The organism is Testudinibacter sp. P27/CKL/0425, from assembly GCF_052931395.1.
The window spans coordinates 1,167,490-1,180,462 of sequence record NZ_CM128801.1 but is presented as its reverse complement, the minus strand read 5'-3'; the positions used below and the strand labels follow the sequence as shown (position 1 = coordinate 1,180,462).

Here is a 12,973-nt window from a genome sequence, read left to right as displayed (position 1 = left end):
GACTATTGCCTGCTAGGGATTATTTCTTGATTGCGTACAGCTTCAATTTATTCGCGATAGTGGTGTGCGACACCCCGAGACGCTGTGCCAGTTTACGGGTGCTCGGGTAGCTGCGGTAGAATTTTTGCAGCAGCTCGCGCTCAAACTGCGCCATAATCGCTTCCCAACTCATGCCGTCATATTCCGCTAACTCGCTCGTACTGCTGGTCGTGGCTTGCCGCGCAAAATTCGGCAGTGGCAACGTCTGTTGATCACCCAGCGAGGCGCAGCTGCGATACAGCAAATTATACAGCTCACGCACGTTGCCGCGCCAATCATGGTTTAGCAGCGCCGCTAAATAGGCGTTATCATATTTCGGCAGTGGAATCGCCAGCTGCTGACTGATTTTGGCAAGAAAAAAGTCCACCAAGTGCGGTATGTCCTGCTTGTGCTGACGCAGCGGTGGAATTGTCAGGCTGAGCACATTTAAGCGATGATACAGATCTTCGCGTAACTCACCGTTTTCAACATAATAAGCTAGCGGGCGCTGCGAGGTGCAGATCACGCGCACATTAGCATAATGCTCTTGTTCCTCGCCGACGCGGCGATAGCTGCCGTCGTTTAAAAAACGCAGCAGCTTGGCTTGTAAGCTCAACGACAGTTCATTGATCGAATCTAGCAACACCGTGCCGTGATTGGCATATTCAAAAAAACCGGTGCTGTGATTGCCGTGGCTGCTGTCGCCGAACATCTCCTGCTCGGCGGCTTCCGACGGCAAACCGGCACAATTGACTGCGATAAATTTTTCCGCCTGTCGATGACTCCATTGATGACATAATTTGGCGAACAGATCTTTGCCGCTGCCGGTTTCGCCTTGAATCAACAATGGCGCATCCGATTGTGCGAATTGTTTCAATTGTTTCAACAATTGCCGCATTTCCGGGCTGTGCGCCACAAATTCGGATTGCGCGCCCTGCGATGATGCCTGATGGTGATGTGGATTATTCGGGTTCATAAATTACCTCGTACAGCCCTATGCTAGGCAAGTCGATTAAGAAAACGGTAAAACAGCCCCTGCGGATCTTGCGCCAGTTCGGCATAGCTGCCTTGCTGTTGCAATTTGCCGTTATCCAGCACGCAGATGCGATCAAACTGCTCAAGTGCGGTCAAACGGTGAGTGACCATAATCAGGGTTTTATCTTGGCAATGTTGTAGCAGCAACTCCAGCATTTGGCGCTCGGTTTCGCGATCCAGCCCTTCGGTCGGCTCATCGAGCAAAATCAGCGTGCTGTCGCTTAATAAAATCCGTGCGATTCCCAAACGGCGCTGCTCGCCGCCGGAAAGCGGTCGTCCGCCGTCGCCCAGCCAAACCGCCAAGCCTTCCGGCTGTTGCAGCAAATGTGCCAAGCCGACTTGTTGTAGCACTTGGTTAAGCCGCTGATCATCAGCATATTCATTCGCCAATAACAGGTTATCGCGCAGCGTGGCGCTAAACACATACACCCGCTGGCTCAAAAAGGCGATTTCACGGCGTAGAAAGGCTTCGGTATAATCGGCAATCGGATAGCCGCCCAACCGCACTTCGCCCTGCTGCGGATCGTAATTGCGCAGAATCAATTGCAATAAACTGGATTTGCCGCTGCCGGTTTTGCCGAGCAACGCTACTTTTTGCCGTGCGCCAACCTGCCAATCAATGTCGCGCAAGACCGCACTTTCCGCCGTGCCGTTCTGCGCTTGCGGATAGCTAAAACCGATCTGTTTTAAGGCAATCAACGGTTCATTCGCGGCAAGCTCCCAATCTTGCTTCTCGCCTGCAAACACCACCAACGGCTGCTGGCTGATAATATCATTTACCCGTTCGGCAGAGCTGATCACCTGCCCCAAGCGCAAAAATGCGGCGCCCAACGGCATCAGAATTTCAAATGAGGCAAGTGCGGAAAAAGTGAACAGTGCAATGTGCGCCAAACGCAATTCGTTTTCAGCATTAAAGTCCACGCCGCCCGCCAGCCACAGCATCAACAGCAAGATCGAACCGTTGCCGAACAGCAGCAATGCCGCCGAAAGACCGCTGAGGTTCGCCTCTTTCGCCTGTAACTGCTGCCATTGCTGCTCGGTGTGCTGCAATTTTTGCCGTTGCGGCTCGGCAACGTTAAACAGCAACAGTTCCGCCTGATTTTGCAACCAGTCGATAAACCGCACTCGGTAGTCGGCGCGCTGTAACGTCAATCGTTCGCCAAATTTTCTGCCTAAACGATAGAACACGCTCGGAATTAAAATCATCAAGCCAAACAGCGTCAACGCCAGCGTTGCCGCTAAAGTGCGGTCAATCAGGCTCAAACCCAAAAACAGGAACAGAATCACCATGCCCGCGCTGACAAACGGCGCGAACAGGCGCAAATATAGGCTATCGAGAGTATCGACGTCCGCCACCAAGCGGTTTAACAAATCGCTGTTGCGATAGCGTGCCAGTACCGCCGGCGACAGCGGGATCAGCTTTTGAAACACCGTCATGCGCAAGCGCGCAATAATCCGGAATGTGACGTCGTGAGTGACAATCCGTTCAAAATAGCGAAGTGCGGTGCGCCCGATAGCTAAGCCTCGCACCCCAGCCGACGGATAGAAAAAATTGAATAAAATCGTCGCACCCGCCAACGACGCCGCCGCCAGAAACCAGCCCGACAAGGTAAGCAAGCCAACACTCGCCGCCAAACCGCAGATCATCAACACCACGCCGAATAACAGGCGGAACAGATTGTATTTAAACATCACCAAAAAAGGCAAAATCGCACCCATTCTCTCTCTCCGTCAATTAATGCTATGTTGGCGTTCCGCCAGTAATTCGGCGAAATAACCGTGCTGTTGGCGCAGTTCGTCAAAACTGCCCTGCTGCAAAATCTCGCCTTGGCGCATCACCCAAATCTGATCAGACTGCTGCAAGTCTTCAATTCGGTGTGTCACCATCAAAGTCGTTTGGCGTTTGCTCAGACGGTGCAAAGTGGTCAGCACCGCACTTTCGGAATGTGCGTCTAAGCTGGCGGTCGGTTCGTCAAGCAGCAATAACCCGGCTTGACGCAGCAACGCTCTGGCAATTGCCAAACGCTGTGCCTGTCCACCGGAAATTCCACTGCCACCCTCTTGAATCGGATAATCCAAGCCGAGTTTGTCGGTGAATTCTTTGGCATACGCCGCGTCCAGCGCCTGTTCTAACTGTTGATCACTGGCTTGCGGATTGCCGAGCAACAAATTTTCTCGAATGGTTGCCGCCAATAACAACGGATTTTGCCCGACCCACGCGATTTGCGCCCGCCAGTCATCAACATTCAGCTCGCGCAGTTCCACGCCGTTCGCCTGCAAACTACCGCGATACGGCAAAAATCCCAACAACACATTCAGCAGTGAACTTTTGCCCGCGCCACTCTGCCCGACCAAGGCAACGTTTTGCCCTGCCGGTAGGCTAAAATTCAGTTTTTGGCTTAAGGCATCGCCTTGCGGGGTGAGGATTTCCAGATCGCGGGCTTGCAGGCTGATCGGTTGAGCATTATTTAGTGGCTGAGTCTGCTCTGATTGCGTCGCCAGAAAATCTTGCTGTAAGAAGGCTTCCACCGCATCAGCAGCTGCAATCGCGGCGGCGCGATCGTGGTAATAAGTGCCGAGATCGCGCAGCGGTTGGTAAAATTCAGGGGCGAGAATCAAGCTGAAAAAGCCGACAAACAGCGCTAAGGTCACGCCCGCATAGCCGAAACTAATCTGCCCCAGATAGCTGAAACCGAAATATACCGCCATGATCGCAATTGAGATCGAGGTGAAAAATTCCAACACCGAAGACGACAAAAACGCAATTTTCAACACATCCATGGTGCTGCGACGAAACTCGTCCGCCGCTTCGCCCATCACTTGTTGTTGCTGTTGTGCGCGCCCGAACAGGCGCAAGGTTTCCAAGCCGCGTAGCCGATCTAAAAACTGTCCGCTCAATCGCCCGAGTACTGTGATGTTGCGTTGGCTGGTTTCTGCCGCTTTCAACCCGACTAACGCCATAAAAACCGGAATTAACGGCGCGGTCAGCAGCAAAATCAGCCCCGCCACCCAGTTAATCGGAAACACCGCGATCAGAATAATCACCGGCACCAGTAGTGAGAGATACTGCTGGCTGAGATAGCGGGCATAGAAATTGTGTAAATTTTCCACCTGTTCCAGCACAATGGTCGCCCAAGTGCCGGCAGGATGAATTTTCATCGTCACCGGTCCAACAGACGCCAACTTATCCAACACCTGCCCGCGCACCGCTTGGCGCAAACGTTGTCCACTATAAAACCCGATTTTTTCGCGCGCATATAAAATTGCGGCGCGCAATGCGAAAATCAGCAGCAGCCAGGCAAAGTGCGGTAGAAATTGCGCACGCGGCAGTTGTTGCATAATCAAGCCGTCTAAAATCAGTGCTAACAGCCAAGTCTGCCCGATTAACAATACCGCACTTACGCAGCCTAACAAGATATTGAGCTGAAGCGGACGCTTGATGATTTTTTGCTGTTGGCGCAACCATTTGGCAACGGTTTTTTGACGGGCTTTATCCATACGATCTCAATCTGTGGAAATTTATGTTGGTTGGCGGTGCGGTCGCTATAAACCGCCTTGTATTTTTATTCGTTACTCCGAATCCAAAAAGCGCTCGGCGTCCAATGCCGCCATGCAGCCGGTTCCGGCGGAGGTGATCGCTTGACGGTAGTTGTGATCCATCACATCACCCGCAGCAAAAACACCCTCAACCGAGGTGGCGGTGGCGTTGCCTTCCAGCCCCGATTTCACCACGATATAGCCGTTATTCAGCGCCAGCTGCCCTTCGAAAAGTGCGGTATTCGGAGAGTGCCCGATCGCCACAAACACGCCGTCGAGTTTCACTTCTTCGGTTTGTGCCGATTCGGTATCTTGCAGACGAATTGCGGTCACGCCCATGTCGTCGCCCAACACTTCTTGCAAAGTACGTTTGGTGTGCAAAATAATTTTGCCTTCTTCCACCCGCTTCATCAGGCGATCGAGCAGAATTTTTTCGCTGCGGAATTGATCGCGGCGATGCACTAAATGCACTTCCGATGCCACGTTTGCCAGATACAGTGCTTCTTCCACCGCGGTATTGCCGCCGCCGATCACTGCAACCGGCTTGTTACGATAGAAAAAGCCGTCGCAGGTCGCACACGCGGAAACGCCGCGCCCTTTGTAACTTTCCTCGCTTTCCAGCCCCAAGTATTTAGCAGAAGCGCCGGTGGCGATAATCAAGGCATCACAGGTAAATTCCTGCACATCGCCACTCAATTTGAACGGACGCTGGCTCAAATCCACTTTGTTGATGTGATCAAACACGATCTCGGTGTTAAATTTCTCAGCGTGTTGCAACATCCGCTGCATCAATTCAGGCCCGGTGGTGTCGCCGTAGTCGCCCGGCCAGTTTTCAATTTCGGTGGTGGTGGTCAGTTGCCCGCCTTGCTGCATTCCGGTCACCAACACCGGATTCAAATTGGCGCGCGCTGCGTAAACCGCGGCGGTATAACCTGCCGGCCCTGAACCTAAAATCAATAATTTACAATGTTTAACGCTCATTCTTCTAACTCCTGAAATAGTGAATGCGGCTATTATATCGAATCGTTAATAAAGTAGCGAATAAAGCTGACGGCGATATTGATTTGCAATCGGATCGCTACTGCCGATTGCCGATAAAATCGACAAATATTGCTGCTTTAACTCGCCGTTTTCCACCGCAAGATCGCGCTTTAAGAAACCGAACAACAACTCCAGCGCCTCTTCGTTGCGCGCCGCTTGGTGCAGCTGCAATGCCAATTTCAGTGCAATCTGCGGAGTTGGGGTTTTCGCAAAATCCTGTTGTAACTGCTGAATTTCCGGGGTATCCGCCGCTTGAATCAACAAATCAATTTGCGCTTGCAACCCCTGCCAACGGCTGTCGCGATCTTGAATCGGGATCTGCTGCAAAATTTCACCGGCAGCTTCGGTATTTTTCATTGCGATATAGGTTTCGGCATACAGCAACGCGATGTCGCTGTTTTTATGATCCGACAAATTCCACGCCTCTTTCAACAACGGCAGCGCGCTGTTGTAATCTTCCGCTTGCAGAAAATCCAGCGCTTGATTGAATTTGATCTCTTCCTCTTTCGGCAGAATCACGTTCAACCGCACTTGCAGTTCTTGTTCGCTCAACGCGCCCGAAAACGCATCTAACGGCGCGCCGTCTTTGAAAAGATAGGTCGTCGGCACGGCTTGAATCTGGAATTGGCGTGCGATTGCCTGTTGCTGTTCGCAGTTGACTTTCACCAACGCAAACACGCCGTTGTGCTGCTGCGCGATGCGCTGTAAAAGTGCGGTAAATTCTTCCGACTGCGTGTGCCCCGGCATATAAAAACTGAATACCAGCGGCAATTGTTGGCTCAGCTGTAAAATTTCGTTGAAGTTTTGTTCATTTAAATCAATCAGATACTGTTGGTTATCAAGCATGGATCCATTCCTGTTTTGGCTGGTCGCCATAGTTTAACAAATTGGTGAACTTAAGACAGATATTGTTATAAATGGGGATACTTTTTTGCTTTTAAAGGAACGGATGAACAAAAGAAATTGCCGAAAAGCGGCGCTAAAATCAGAGAAAACAGAGGCGAGAAATCCGCCCCTGTCAAAGTGCGGTTACTTATATTTTTTATGAAATGCGTCGCGCAATTCAATCAGCTTTTCAGCCTGTTTTTTCGCCTGGGCTAAGTCGCCTTGTTCGGCAAATTTCACACTTTCCGCCGAAACATCAATCAGTTGTTGTAAGCCTGACTGATAATCCAACACGGCTTCACTGTCTTTTGCTTGATCATGCAAACTGTAAGGCAAGAATTGTTTCGCACTTTCTGCGGCTTTGCTCAGATTTTGCAGAGATTGTACAAATTCCTGCGTACTTTCGGTTTTTAAGGCGGTTGTCGCGTTGCCGGCGATGGTGCGCATATCGTCTTTCAGATTAGCACTTGCCACGCCGCTGCTCAGGGTTGCCACCACCAACGCTGCCCCCAATAATCCTGTTTTCCACATCTGCTTAATGTTCATATTCACTTCCTACAAAGTAAAAGTAACTAAAAAATAAAACGCTGTTGCTTAAACGCTTTTCACCGCTTCGGCAATACGTTCCGCTGATTTTTGTGCCAACTCACCGTCAGCACATTCAACCATAACACGAATCAACGGCTCGGTGCCTGACTTTCTTAATAAGATTCTACCGTTTCCGTCTAATTGTTTTTCCACTTCCGCCGCCACCGCTTTCACGCTGTCGTGCTCTAACGGATTTTCGCCGCCGCTGAAACGCACGTTAATCAACACTTGCGGGAACAGTTTGACCGCACTTGCCAATTCATTGAGTGACATTTTTTGCTGCACCATGGCTGACAGCACTTCCAATGACGCCACAATGCCGTCGCCGGTGCTGTTTTTCTCCAGAATAATAATATGCCCTGAATTTTCGCCGCCGAATTTCCAGTTGTGTGCTTCCATCTGTTCCAATACATAACGGTCGCCGACGTTGGCGCGCACAAACGGGATTGAAAGCTGTTTCAGCGCCACTTCCAACGCCATGTTGCTCATCAGCGTGCCGACCACGCCGCCGGACAATTTGCCGGCGCGTAACGCTTCGCGCGCAATGATAAACAAGATTTGGTCGCCGTCGACTTTATTGCCTAAGTGATCGACCATAATCAAGCGATCGCCGTCGCCGTCGTATGCCAAACCGACGTCCGCTTTCGATTCGCGCACGATTTCCGCTAACGCGTGAATATCAGTTGCACCGCACTTTTCATTGATGTTCAAGCCGTTCGGCTTAGTGCCGATTTCGACCACTTCCGCGCCCAGTTCGCGCAGCACATTCGGCGCGATGTGGTAAGTCGCGCCGTTGGCGCAGTCCACCACAATTTTGTAATTTTCTAAACTTAAGTGTGCCGGGAAGGTGCTTTTGCAAAATTCGATATAACGCCCGGCGGCGTCGTTAAGACGGCTGGCGCGCCCAAGTTCTGCAGATTCGACGCAGTCCATCGGTTGTTCCAACATCGCTTCAATCGCTTCTTCCACATCATCCGGCAATTTTGTGCCCTTGCTGGAAAAGAATTTAATCCCGTTATCCCAATACGGGTTGTGTGACGCCGAGATCACGATTCCGGCTTCAGCGCGGAAAGTGCGGGTTAAATACGCTACCGCCGGCGTCGGCATCGGGCCGATAAAGGCGGCGGATAAACCGGCAGCCGCCAGCCCTGCTTCCAAGGCAGATTCCAGCATATAGCCTGAAATTCGGGTGTCTTTACCGATCAAAATTTTACGGCTGCCTTGGGTTGCCAGCACTTTGCCTGCCGCCCAGCCCAGTTTCAGCGCAAATTCAGGGGTGATCGGATACGTTCCCACTTTGCCGCGCACGCCGTCGGTGCCGAAATATTTACGTTCTGCCATGTGATTTTCCTCTATTTATTCATCGTTAGGCGTTTTGCATTGCCTGCCAAATTTTTAATGCGTCGGACATTGCCGCCACATCATGTACTCTTAAAATCGTCGCGCCGTTCATCGCCGCCAATAAAGTGACGGTGACGCTGCCGACCATGCGTTGATCAACCGGTTTATCCAACACCTGCCCAATCATACTTTTGCGCGACACCCCCGCCAATACGGGATAGCCCAGTTCACAAAAACGAGCAAGCTGTTGTAATAATTGATAATTATGTTCTACACTTTTGCCGAAGCCGAAACCTAGATCGAGTATCAGATTCGTCGGTTGAATTCCTGCCGCCACACACGCTTGCGCCCGCAATCGCAGCCAGTCCAGCACTTCTTGCACCACATCCGCATATTGCGGGTTGTGCTGCATGGTGCGCGGCTGTCCTTGCATATGCATGATACAAACCGGCAGCGCCAGCTCCGCCGCCGCTTGCAGCGCACCTTCCTCACTCAGCGCGCGAATATCGTTAATTAAATCCATGCCGACATTTGCCGCTTCGCGCATCACCTGCGCTTTTGAGGTATCAACCGAGATCCAGCAATCGAAACGCGCGCGCACCGCTTCCACCAACGGCACAACCCGTTGCAGCTCCTCATCGAGCGACACTTCCGCCGCCATCGGGCGGGTCGATTCGCCGCCGATGTCGATAATCTCGGCGCCGTCTGCCAGCATTTTTTCGACATGATACAACGCGTTATCCAGTTGGTAAAACTGCCCGCTGTCGGAAAACGAATCGGGCGTGGCGTTCAAAATGCCCATAATCTTGGGCGTGGAAAGATCCAAAGTGCGGTTCTGGTGACTGATTTTCATAATTGATTTTGTTTTTTATTCTTGGTGAAAATATTGTTCGGCTTGCGGCAGCATTTGATACGGATCCGGATAGCTATATTCAAAATCCAGTTCCTCGACAATTTTATTGCCGTGAATAATCCGTTGCAAATCCGCTTCATCTTGTACAAAGTGCGGTAGATCCAACTCTAAGATCTCCGCCATTTTGCGGTAATAATCCGCGCGGTTCGGGTGCTGTGGCGCGCTTAAATGGTATAAGCGTTTGTATCCTTTGGTTTCCAATAACGATTGGATAGCCAAAATGCAGTCGGTTTGATGCACTAAATTCACCGGCTGATTGCCGCCTTTTATGTCGTGCCGCCCCGCTAGGCTACTGACCGGATGGCGATCAATGCCGATTAACCCCGCCAGCCGTAAGATGTCGCAATCCACATCATTCAGTTGCAGCAACCAATTTTCCGTTTCATACAGCGCTTTCGCCACATCCGACTGTGGCTCAACCGCACTTTGCTCGTCATATTCGCCGCTCTGCGGCGGGAAAACCGAAGTGGAACTGATAAACAGCAAATGCTGCACGCCGTGCAGCAACGCTTCATCCACCAGATTTTTCACGCCTTCAACATAACTGTGAGTGTCGAAAAAATATTGGCTCGGCGGAATATTGATGATCAACGCATCGACGTCCAGCAACGCGTGCAGATCATCCGGATCGGCGTCAATTTCCGGTACGAGTTGCAGAAAATACGCTTCAAAACCGTTCAGGCGCATACTTTCCGCGCCCTCATGGGTGCGTTTGCTGCCTTTCACTTCCCAACCGACGCGCTGTAAATGTTTTGCTAACGGAAAACCCAGCCAGCCTAAGCCGACAATTGCCACCGAATTCATCTTACTCCTACTTCTCTTTTTGTAATATCAGGTGCTGCATCTGTCCGTGCAGCAAATTATGCCGTTGCATTATCGCCAAGGAATGCGGCTGTAGCAAGTCGTCGATCTGCAACAGCAAGGTCGTGCCCAATTTTCGGCTGACATAATCTGCCATTTTGCGCAACATTCCGGCATTTTTTTCGACCGGCACAAATTTATCCCAAATGGAAATCATGCCGTTCGGTTTCAAAATTCTGACCGCTTCCGCCAATAATCCCTGCGGGTTATCGGTGACGGCTAAAATCAGGTGCAGCACAACCAAATCGACACTCTCGCCCGGTAAACCGGAGACTTCCGCCAGGCTTTGCTGCAAGCTGACCTCAAGTTTATGTCCTTGCTTGGCTAACTGCTGCACCTGCTGATCACATTTTGCCAGCATCATTTCTGAAAAATCGACGCCGAGTACCTGACTTCCCCCTGGCAGATAAACCAAGTCCAAACCGCTGCCACAGCCCGCCAGATACACCCGCTGCGCCTGCTGCAATCCCAAATGGGCGAACACTTGCCGCCGCTGTGTGGTTGCCAAGCGTAGCAGCGGATTATAAAATCCGGCATAGAAATCCCAACGTTTATCACTCACCATATTCTTGCTCCTAGCAAGTGCGGTTAACTGACTCCGCCTATTCTGCCGCTTGCCGGCGCAGCCATTCGCAAGGGCGGAAACGCTCGCCGTATTGTGCTTGTAATAATTCTAGCTCATTCACAATCGTTTTGGCACCGACTTCGTCTATATAAGCGTAAATTCCACCGCGAAATTCCGGGAAAAACACGCCCAATACTGACGCCACATTGCCTTCGTTCAAATTGGTGATCACCTGTTCCTGCACGCAATAACCGGCTTCGTTCAGCATCATTAAGATACAGCGGCGCACAATTTGTTCCGGCTCCAAATTATTTTCCGCCACCACTTCCAGCACTTGGTACACACTTTTATCTACTTGGGTGCGATCTCCGCTGCGCGAATGATACAGATAAAAACCGCGGCGATTTTTGCGCCCTTTGCGTTCGTTGCGCAGCAGATAATCCACTTTCGGCGGTGGCGCGAAGCGTTGTCCGAAAGCACGCTCCAGTTTCGGCAAACTTTTAACCAGAATATCCAGCCCCATTTCATCGATCATCGCCAGCGGACCACTCTTGAAGCCGAATTCCTGTAGCGCCCGATCAATCGTGCCGACCGCTTCGCCGTCTAACAGGCAATAATAGGCTTCTAGCAGATAAGGAATCATAATCCGATTAATAAAGAACCCTGGGGAATCCTTAACCAATAACGGCACTTGCCCCTGTTCTATCACCAAACTAATCGCTTTGGCAATCGTTTGTTGCGACGTGGCAGCGTGAGGCACGATTTCTACCATTCGGCGCTGGCTGACCGGCGTGAAATAGTGCACGCCGATCACATTTTGCGGACGCTGTGCTTTTGAGGCGATTTCGGCAATCGACAGCGTCAAGGTGTTGCTGGCAAAGATGGTGTTCTGATCGTAATAATTTTCGCTTTCTTCGATCAGGTTCTGTTTCAATTGCAGATCTTCATACACCGCTTCGATCACAATATCGGCGGTTTGTTTGCCGATAAAACGCTCTCCGCCACTAATCAGATAAATTTTTTGCAACAGTTTTCCGTACGGCAGATGCCCTTGATCCACCTCTTTTTGTAACAACAGATAACTCAGACGCAGCGCTTTTTGTACACCGTCAGGATTGATGTCTTTAATCCTCACCGGCAAACCGGCACGCGCGGCGGTGATATACGCAATCCCCGCACCCATAAAGCCACTTCCCAACACCGCGACTTTTTTAATTTTACTATCGCCCTGCAAATCGTGGTATTGATGACGCATTTCGCGATTGGTGCGTTCCATTTGACGCAATACCGTCGAGGTTTTCTCGGCGAATAGTTCAGCAAAGCGCGCGCTAACCGCACTTGGCACTGCCTGTTGCTGCTGTTTAAACAACTCTAGAATGCCCTTAGTCGCCGGATAGTTATCAAACGATTTCATCCAAATCTGCTGTTCCACTTGTTCAATGATATGGCGGCGCAGCCAACCGATATTTTCACCTTTAAACAGCAGATGCTGGTAACCACTTTTCACTTTTTGCACCGCAGAAGTGGTTTCGCCGCGTACATAACGACAGGCGATTTGAAACAGTCTGGCTTTCGGCACAATTTCGTCGATTAGCGCTTTTGCCAACGCATTGCGCGCGCTGATTTTGTTGCCGGACAGCAACATCAGCAGCCCTTGCTTCAGCCCGATCTGCTCGGTCAGTAAATGACAGCCACCGGCAAACGGCAGCAGCCCCGATTTCACCTGCGGCATCGAAAAACGGGTTTCGCCGTCATCCGCCGCCAAGCGGTAATCACACGCCAGCGCCAGTTCCAGCCCCAGCCCGAAACAAGTGCCTTGCACGGCACACACCGTCGGGAATTTCAGTGCTTGAATTTTTTTGATCAGCTCCTGACTTTGCTGGCTGAATGCTGCTAAGTCGCTGTGGCTTTTCGGTTCTAAGCCGAACAAACTGAAGCCTTGCACAAAGCTGTTCTCCTTGCCCGAAATAAAAATCAGCCCGCGCAACGGCCAATTGCCAAGTTGATTGAGTAGGTTGTTTAAATAATAAATCGCTTCCTGATTCAGCCAGTTCTGTTTTTTTGCTGTCACATTCAGCGTAATAACTGCTATTTCGCGTTGGTGAAAGCTGAGTTTAAACAACTCGGTATGCTGTTCGCCCTGATAGTCAAATTTTGTGTTCGTTTGAGTATCTGCCTGCATTTTCATC

Annotated in this window: 11 protein-coding genes; all 11 read right to left on the bottom strand. The window is 50.9% G+C overall.

The genetic code is table 11. The annotated features are described in order from the left end of the window. Positions 1 to 19 precede the first annotated feature (19 nt). On the bottom strand, positions 20 to 916 hold the full coding sequence (locus ACUHGC_RS05895) for a sigma 54-interacting transcriptional regulator (RefSeq protein WP_446834849.1): 897 nt from the start codon (positions 914 to 916) through the stop codon (positions 20 to 22). A gap of 101 nt (positions 917 to 1,017) precedes the next feature. Next, positions 1,018 to 2,772, bottom strand: a complete 1,755-nt coding sequence (cydC, locus tag ACUHGC_RS05890) for a heme ABC transporter ATP-binding protein/permease CydC (protein WP_446834693.1) — start codon at positions 2,770 to 2,772, stop codon at positions 1,018 to 1,020. A 12-nt stretch (positions 2,773 to 2,784) separates the two neighbouring features. Then, the gene (gene cydD, locus ACUHGC_RS05885) at positions 2,785 to 4,551 is read right to left on the bottom strand and encodes a heme ABC transporter permease/ATP-binding protein CydD (RefSeq protein WP_446834692.1); all 1,767 of its coding nucleotides are present in this window, start codon (positions 4,549 to 4,551) and stop codon (positions 2,785 to 2,787) included. 72 nt (positions 4,552 to 4,623) lie between these two features. Next, positions 4,624 to 5,571 carry a thioredoxin-disulfide reductase gene (trxB, locus tag ACUHGC_RS05880; RefSeq protein WP_446834691.1) on the bottom strand — a complete coding sequence of 316 codons (948 nt, stop codon included), beginning with the start codon at positions 5,569 to 5,571 and terminating at the stop codon, positions 4,624 to 4,626. Between the two features lie 45 nt (positions 5,572 to 5,616). Next, positions 5,617 to 6,477 (bottom strand): co-chaperone YbbN, encoded by an 861-nt coding sequence (locus ACUHGC_RS05875; RefSeq protein ID WP_446834690.1) that lies wholly within the window; start codon positions 6,475 to 6,477, stop codon positions 5,617 to 5,619. Positions 6,478 to 6,660: 183 nt separating this feature from the next. Then, entirely contained in the window at positions 6,661 to 7,062 is a 402-nt protein-coding gene (locus ACUHGC_RS05870; RefSeq protein ID WP_446834689.1) for a cytochrome b562, read from the bottom strand. A 48-nt stretch (positions 7,063 to 7,110) separates the two neighbouring features. After that, positions 7,111 to 8,445, bottom strand: a complete 1,335-nt coding sequence (gene glmM, locus ACUHGC_RS05865) for a phosphoglucosamine mutase (protein WP_446834688.1) — start codon at positions 8,443 to 8,445, stop codon at positions 7,111 to 7,113. 25 nt (positions 8,446 to 8,470) lie between these two features. Beyond that, positions 8,471 to 9,298: a dihydropteroate synthase gene (gene folP / locus ACUHGC_RS05860; RefSeq protein ID WP_446834687.1), complete on the bottom strand. Its 828-nt coding sequence runs from the start codon at positions 9,296 to 9,298 to the stop codon at positions 8,471 to 8,473. Positions 9,299 to 9,313: 15 nt separating this feature from the next. Continuing rightward, a complete protein-coding gene (locus tag ACUHGC_RS05855) occupies positions 9,314 to 10,162 on the bottom strand; it encodes an SDR family oxidoreductase (RefSeq protein ID WP_446834686.1) in 849 nt (282 codons plus the stop codon). A 7-nt stretch (positions 10,163 to 10,169) separates the two neighbouring features. Then, entirely contained in the window at positions 10,170 to 10,784 is a 615-nt protein-coding gene (locus ACUHGC_RS05850; protein ID WP_446834685.1) for a class I SAM-dependent methyltransferase, read from the bottom strand. A 37-nt stretch (positions 10,785 to 10,821) separates the two neighbouring features. Beyond that, positions 10,822 to 12,972, bottom strand: a complete 2,151-nt coding sequence (locus tag ACUHGC_RS05845) for a 3-hydroxyacyl-CoA dehydrogenase NAD-binding domain-containing protein (protein WP_446834684.1) — start codon at positions 12,970 to 12,972, stop codon at positions 10,822 to 10,824. Position 12,973 lies beyond the last annotated feature (1 nt).

Excerpts from the sequence above, each read along its gene's own strand:
- ACUHGC_RS05850 (WP_446834685.1), bottom strand. The coding sequence starts at position 10,784 with ATGGTGAGTGATAAACGTTGGGATTTCTATGCCGGATTTTATAATCCG.
- cydD (WP_446834692.1), bottom strand. The coding sequence starts at position 4,551 with ATGGATAAAGCCCGTCAAAAAACCGTTGCCAAATGGTTGCGCCAACAG.
- ACUHGC_RS05895 (WP_446834849.1), bottom strand. The coding sequence starts at position 916 with ATGCGGCAATTGTTGAAACAATTGAAACAATTCGCACAATCGGATGCG.
- ACUHGC_RS05870 (WP_446834689.1), bottom strand. The coding sequence starts at position 7,062 with ATGAACATTAAGCAGATGTGGAAAACAGGATTATTGGGGGCAGCGTTG.
- cydC (WP_446834693.1), bottom strand. The coding sequence starts at position 2,772 with ATGGGTGCGATTTTGCCTTTTTTGGTGATGTTTAAATACAATCTGTTC.
- glmM (WP_446834688.1), bottom strand. The coding sequence starts at position 8,445 with ATGGCAGAACGTAAATATTTCGGCACCGACGGCGTGCGCGGCAAAGTG.
- ACUHGC_RS05855 (WP_446834686.1), bottom strand. The coding sequence starts at position 10,162 with ATGAATTCGGTGGCAATTGTCGGCTTAGGCTGGCTGGGTTTTCCGTTA.
- ACUHGC_RS05845 (WP_446834684.1), bottom strand. The coding sequence starts at position 12,972 with ATGAAAATGCAGGCAGATACTCAAACGAACACAAAATTTGACTATCAG.
- folP (WP_446834687.1), bottom strand. The coding sequence starts at position 9,298 with ATGAAAATCAGTCACCAGAACCGCACTTTGGATCTTTCCACGCCCAAG.
- ACUHGC_RS05875 (WP_446834690.1), bottom strand. The coding sequence starts at position 6,477 with ATGCTTGATAACCAACAGTATCTGATTGATTTAAATGAACAAAACTTC.
- trxB (WP_446834691.1), bottom strand. The coding sequence starts at position 5,571 with ATGAGCGTTAAACATTGTAAATTATTGATTTTAGGTTCAGGGCCGGCA.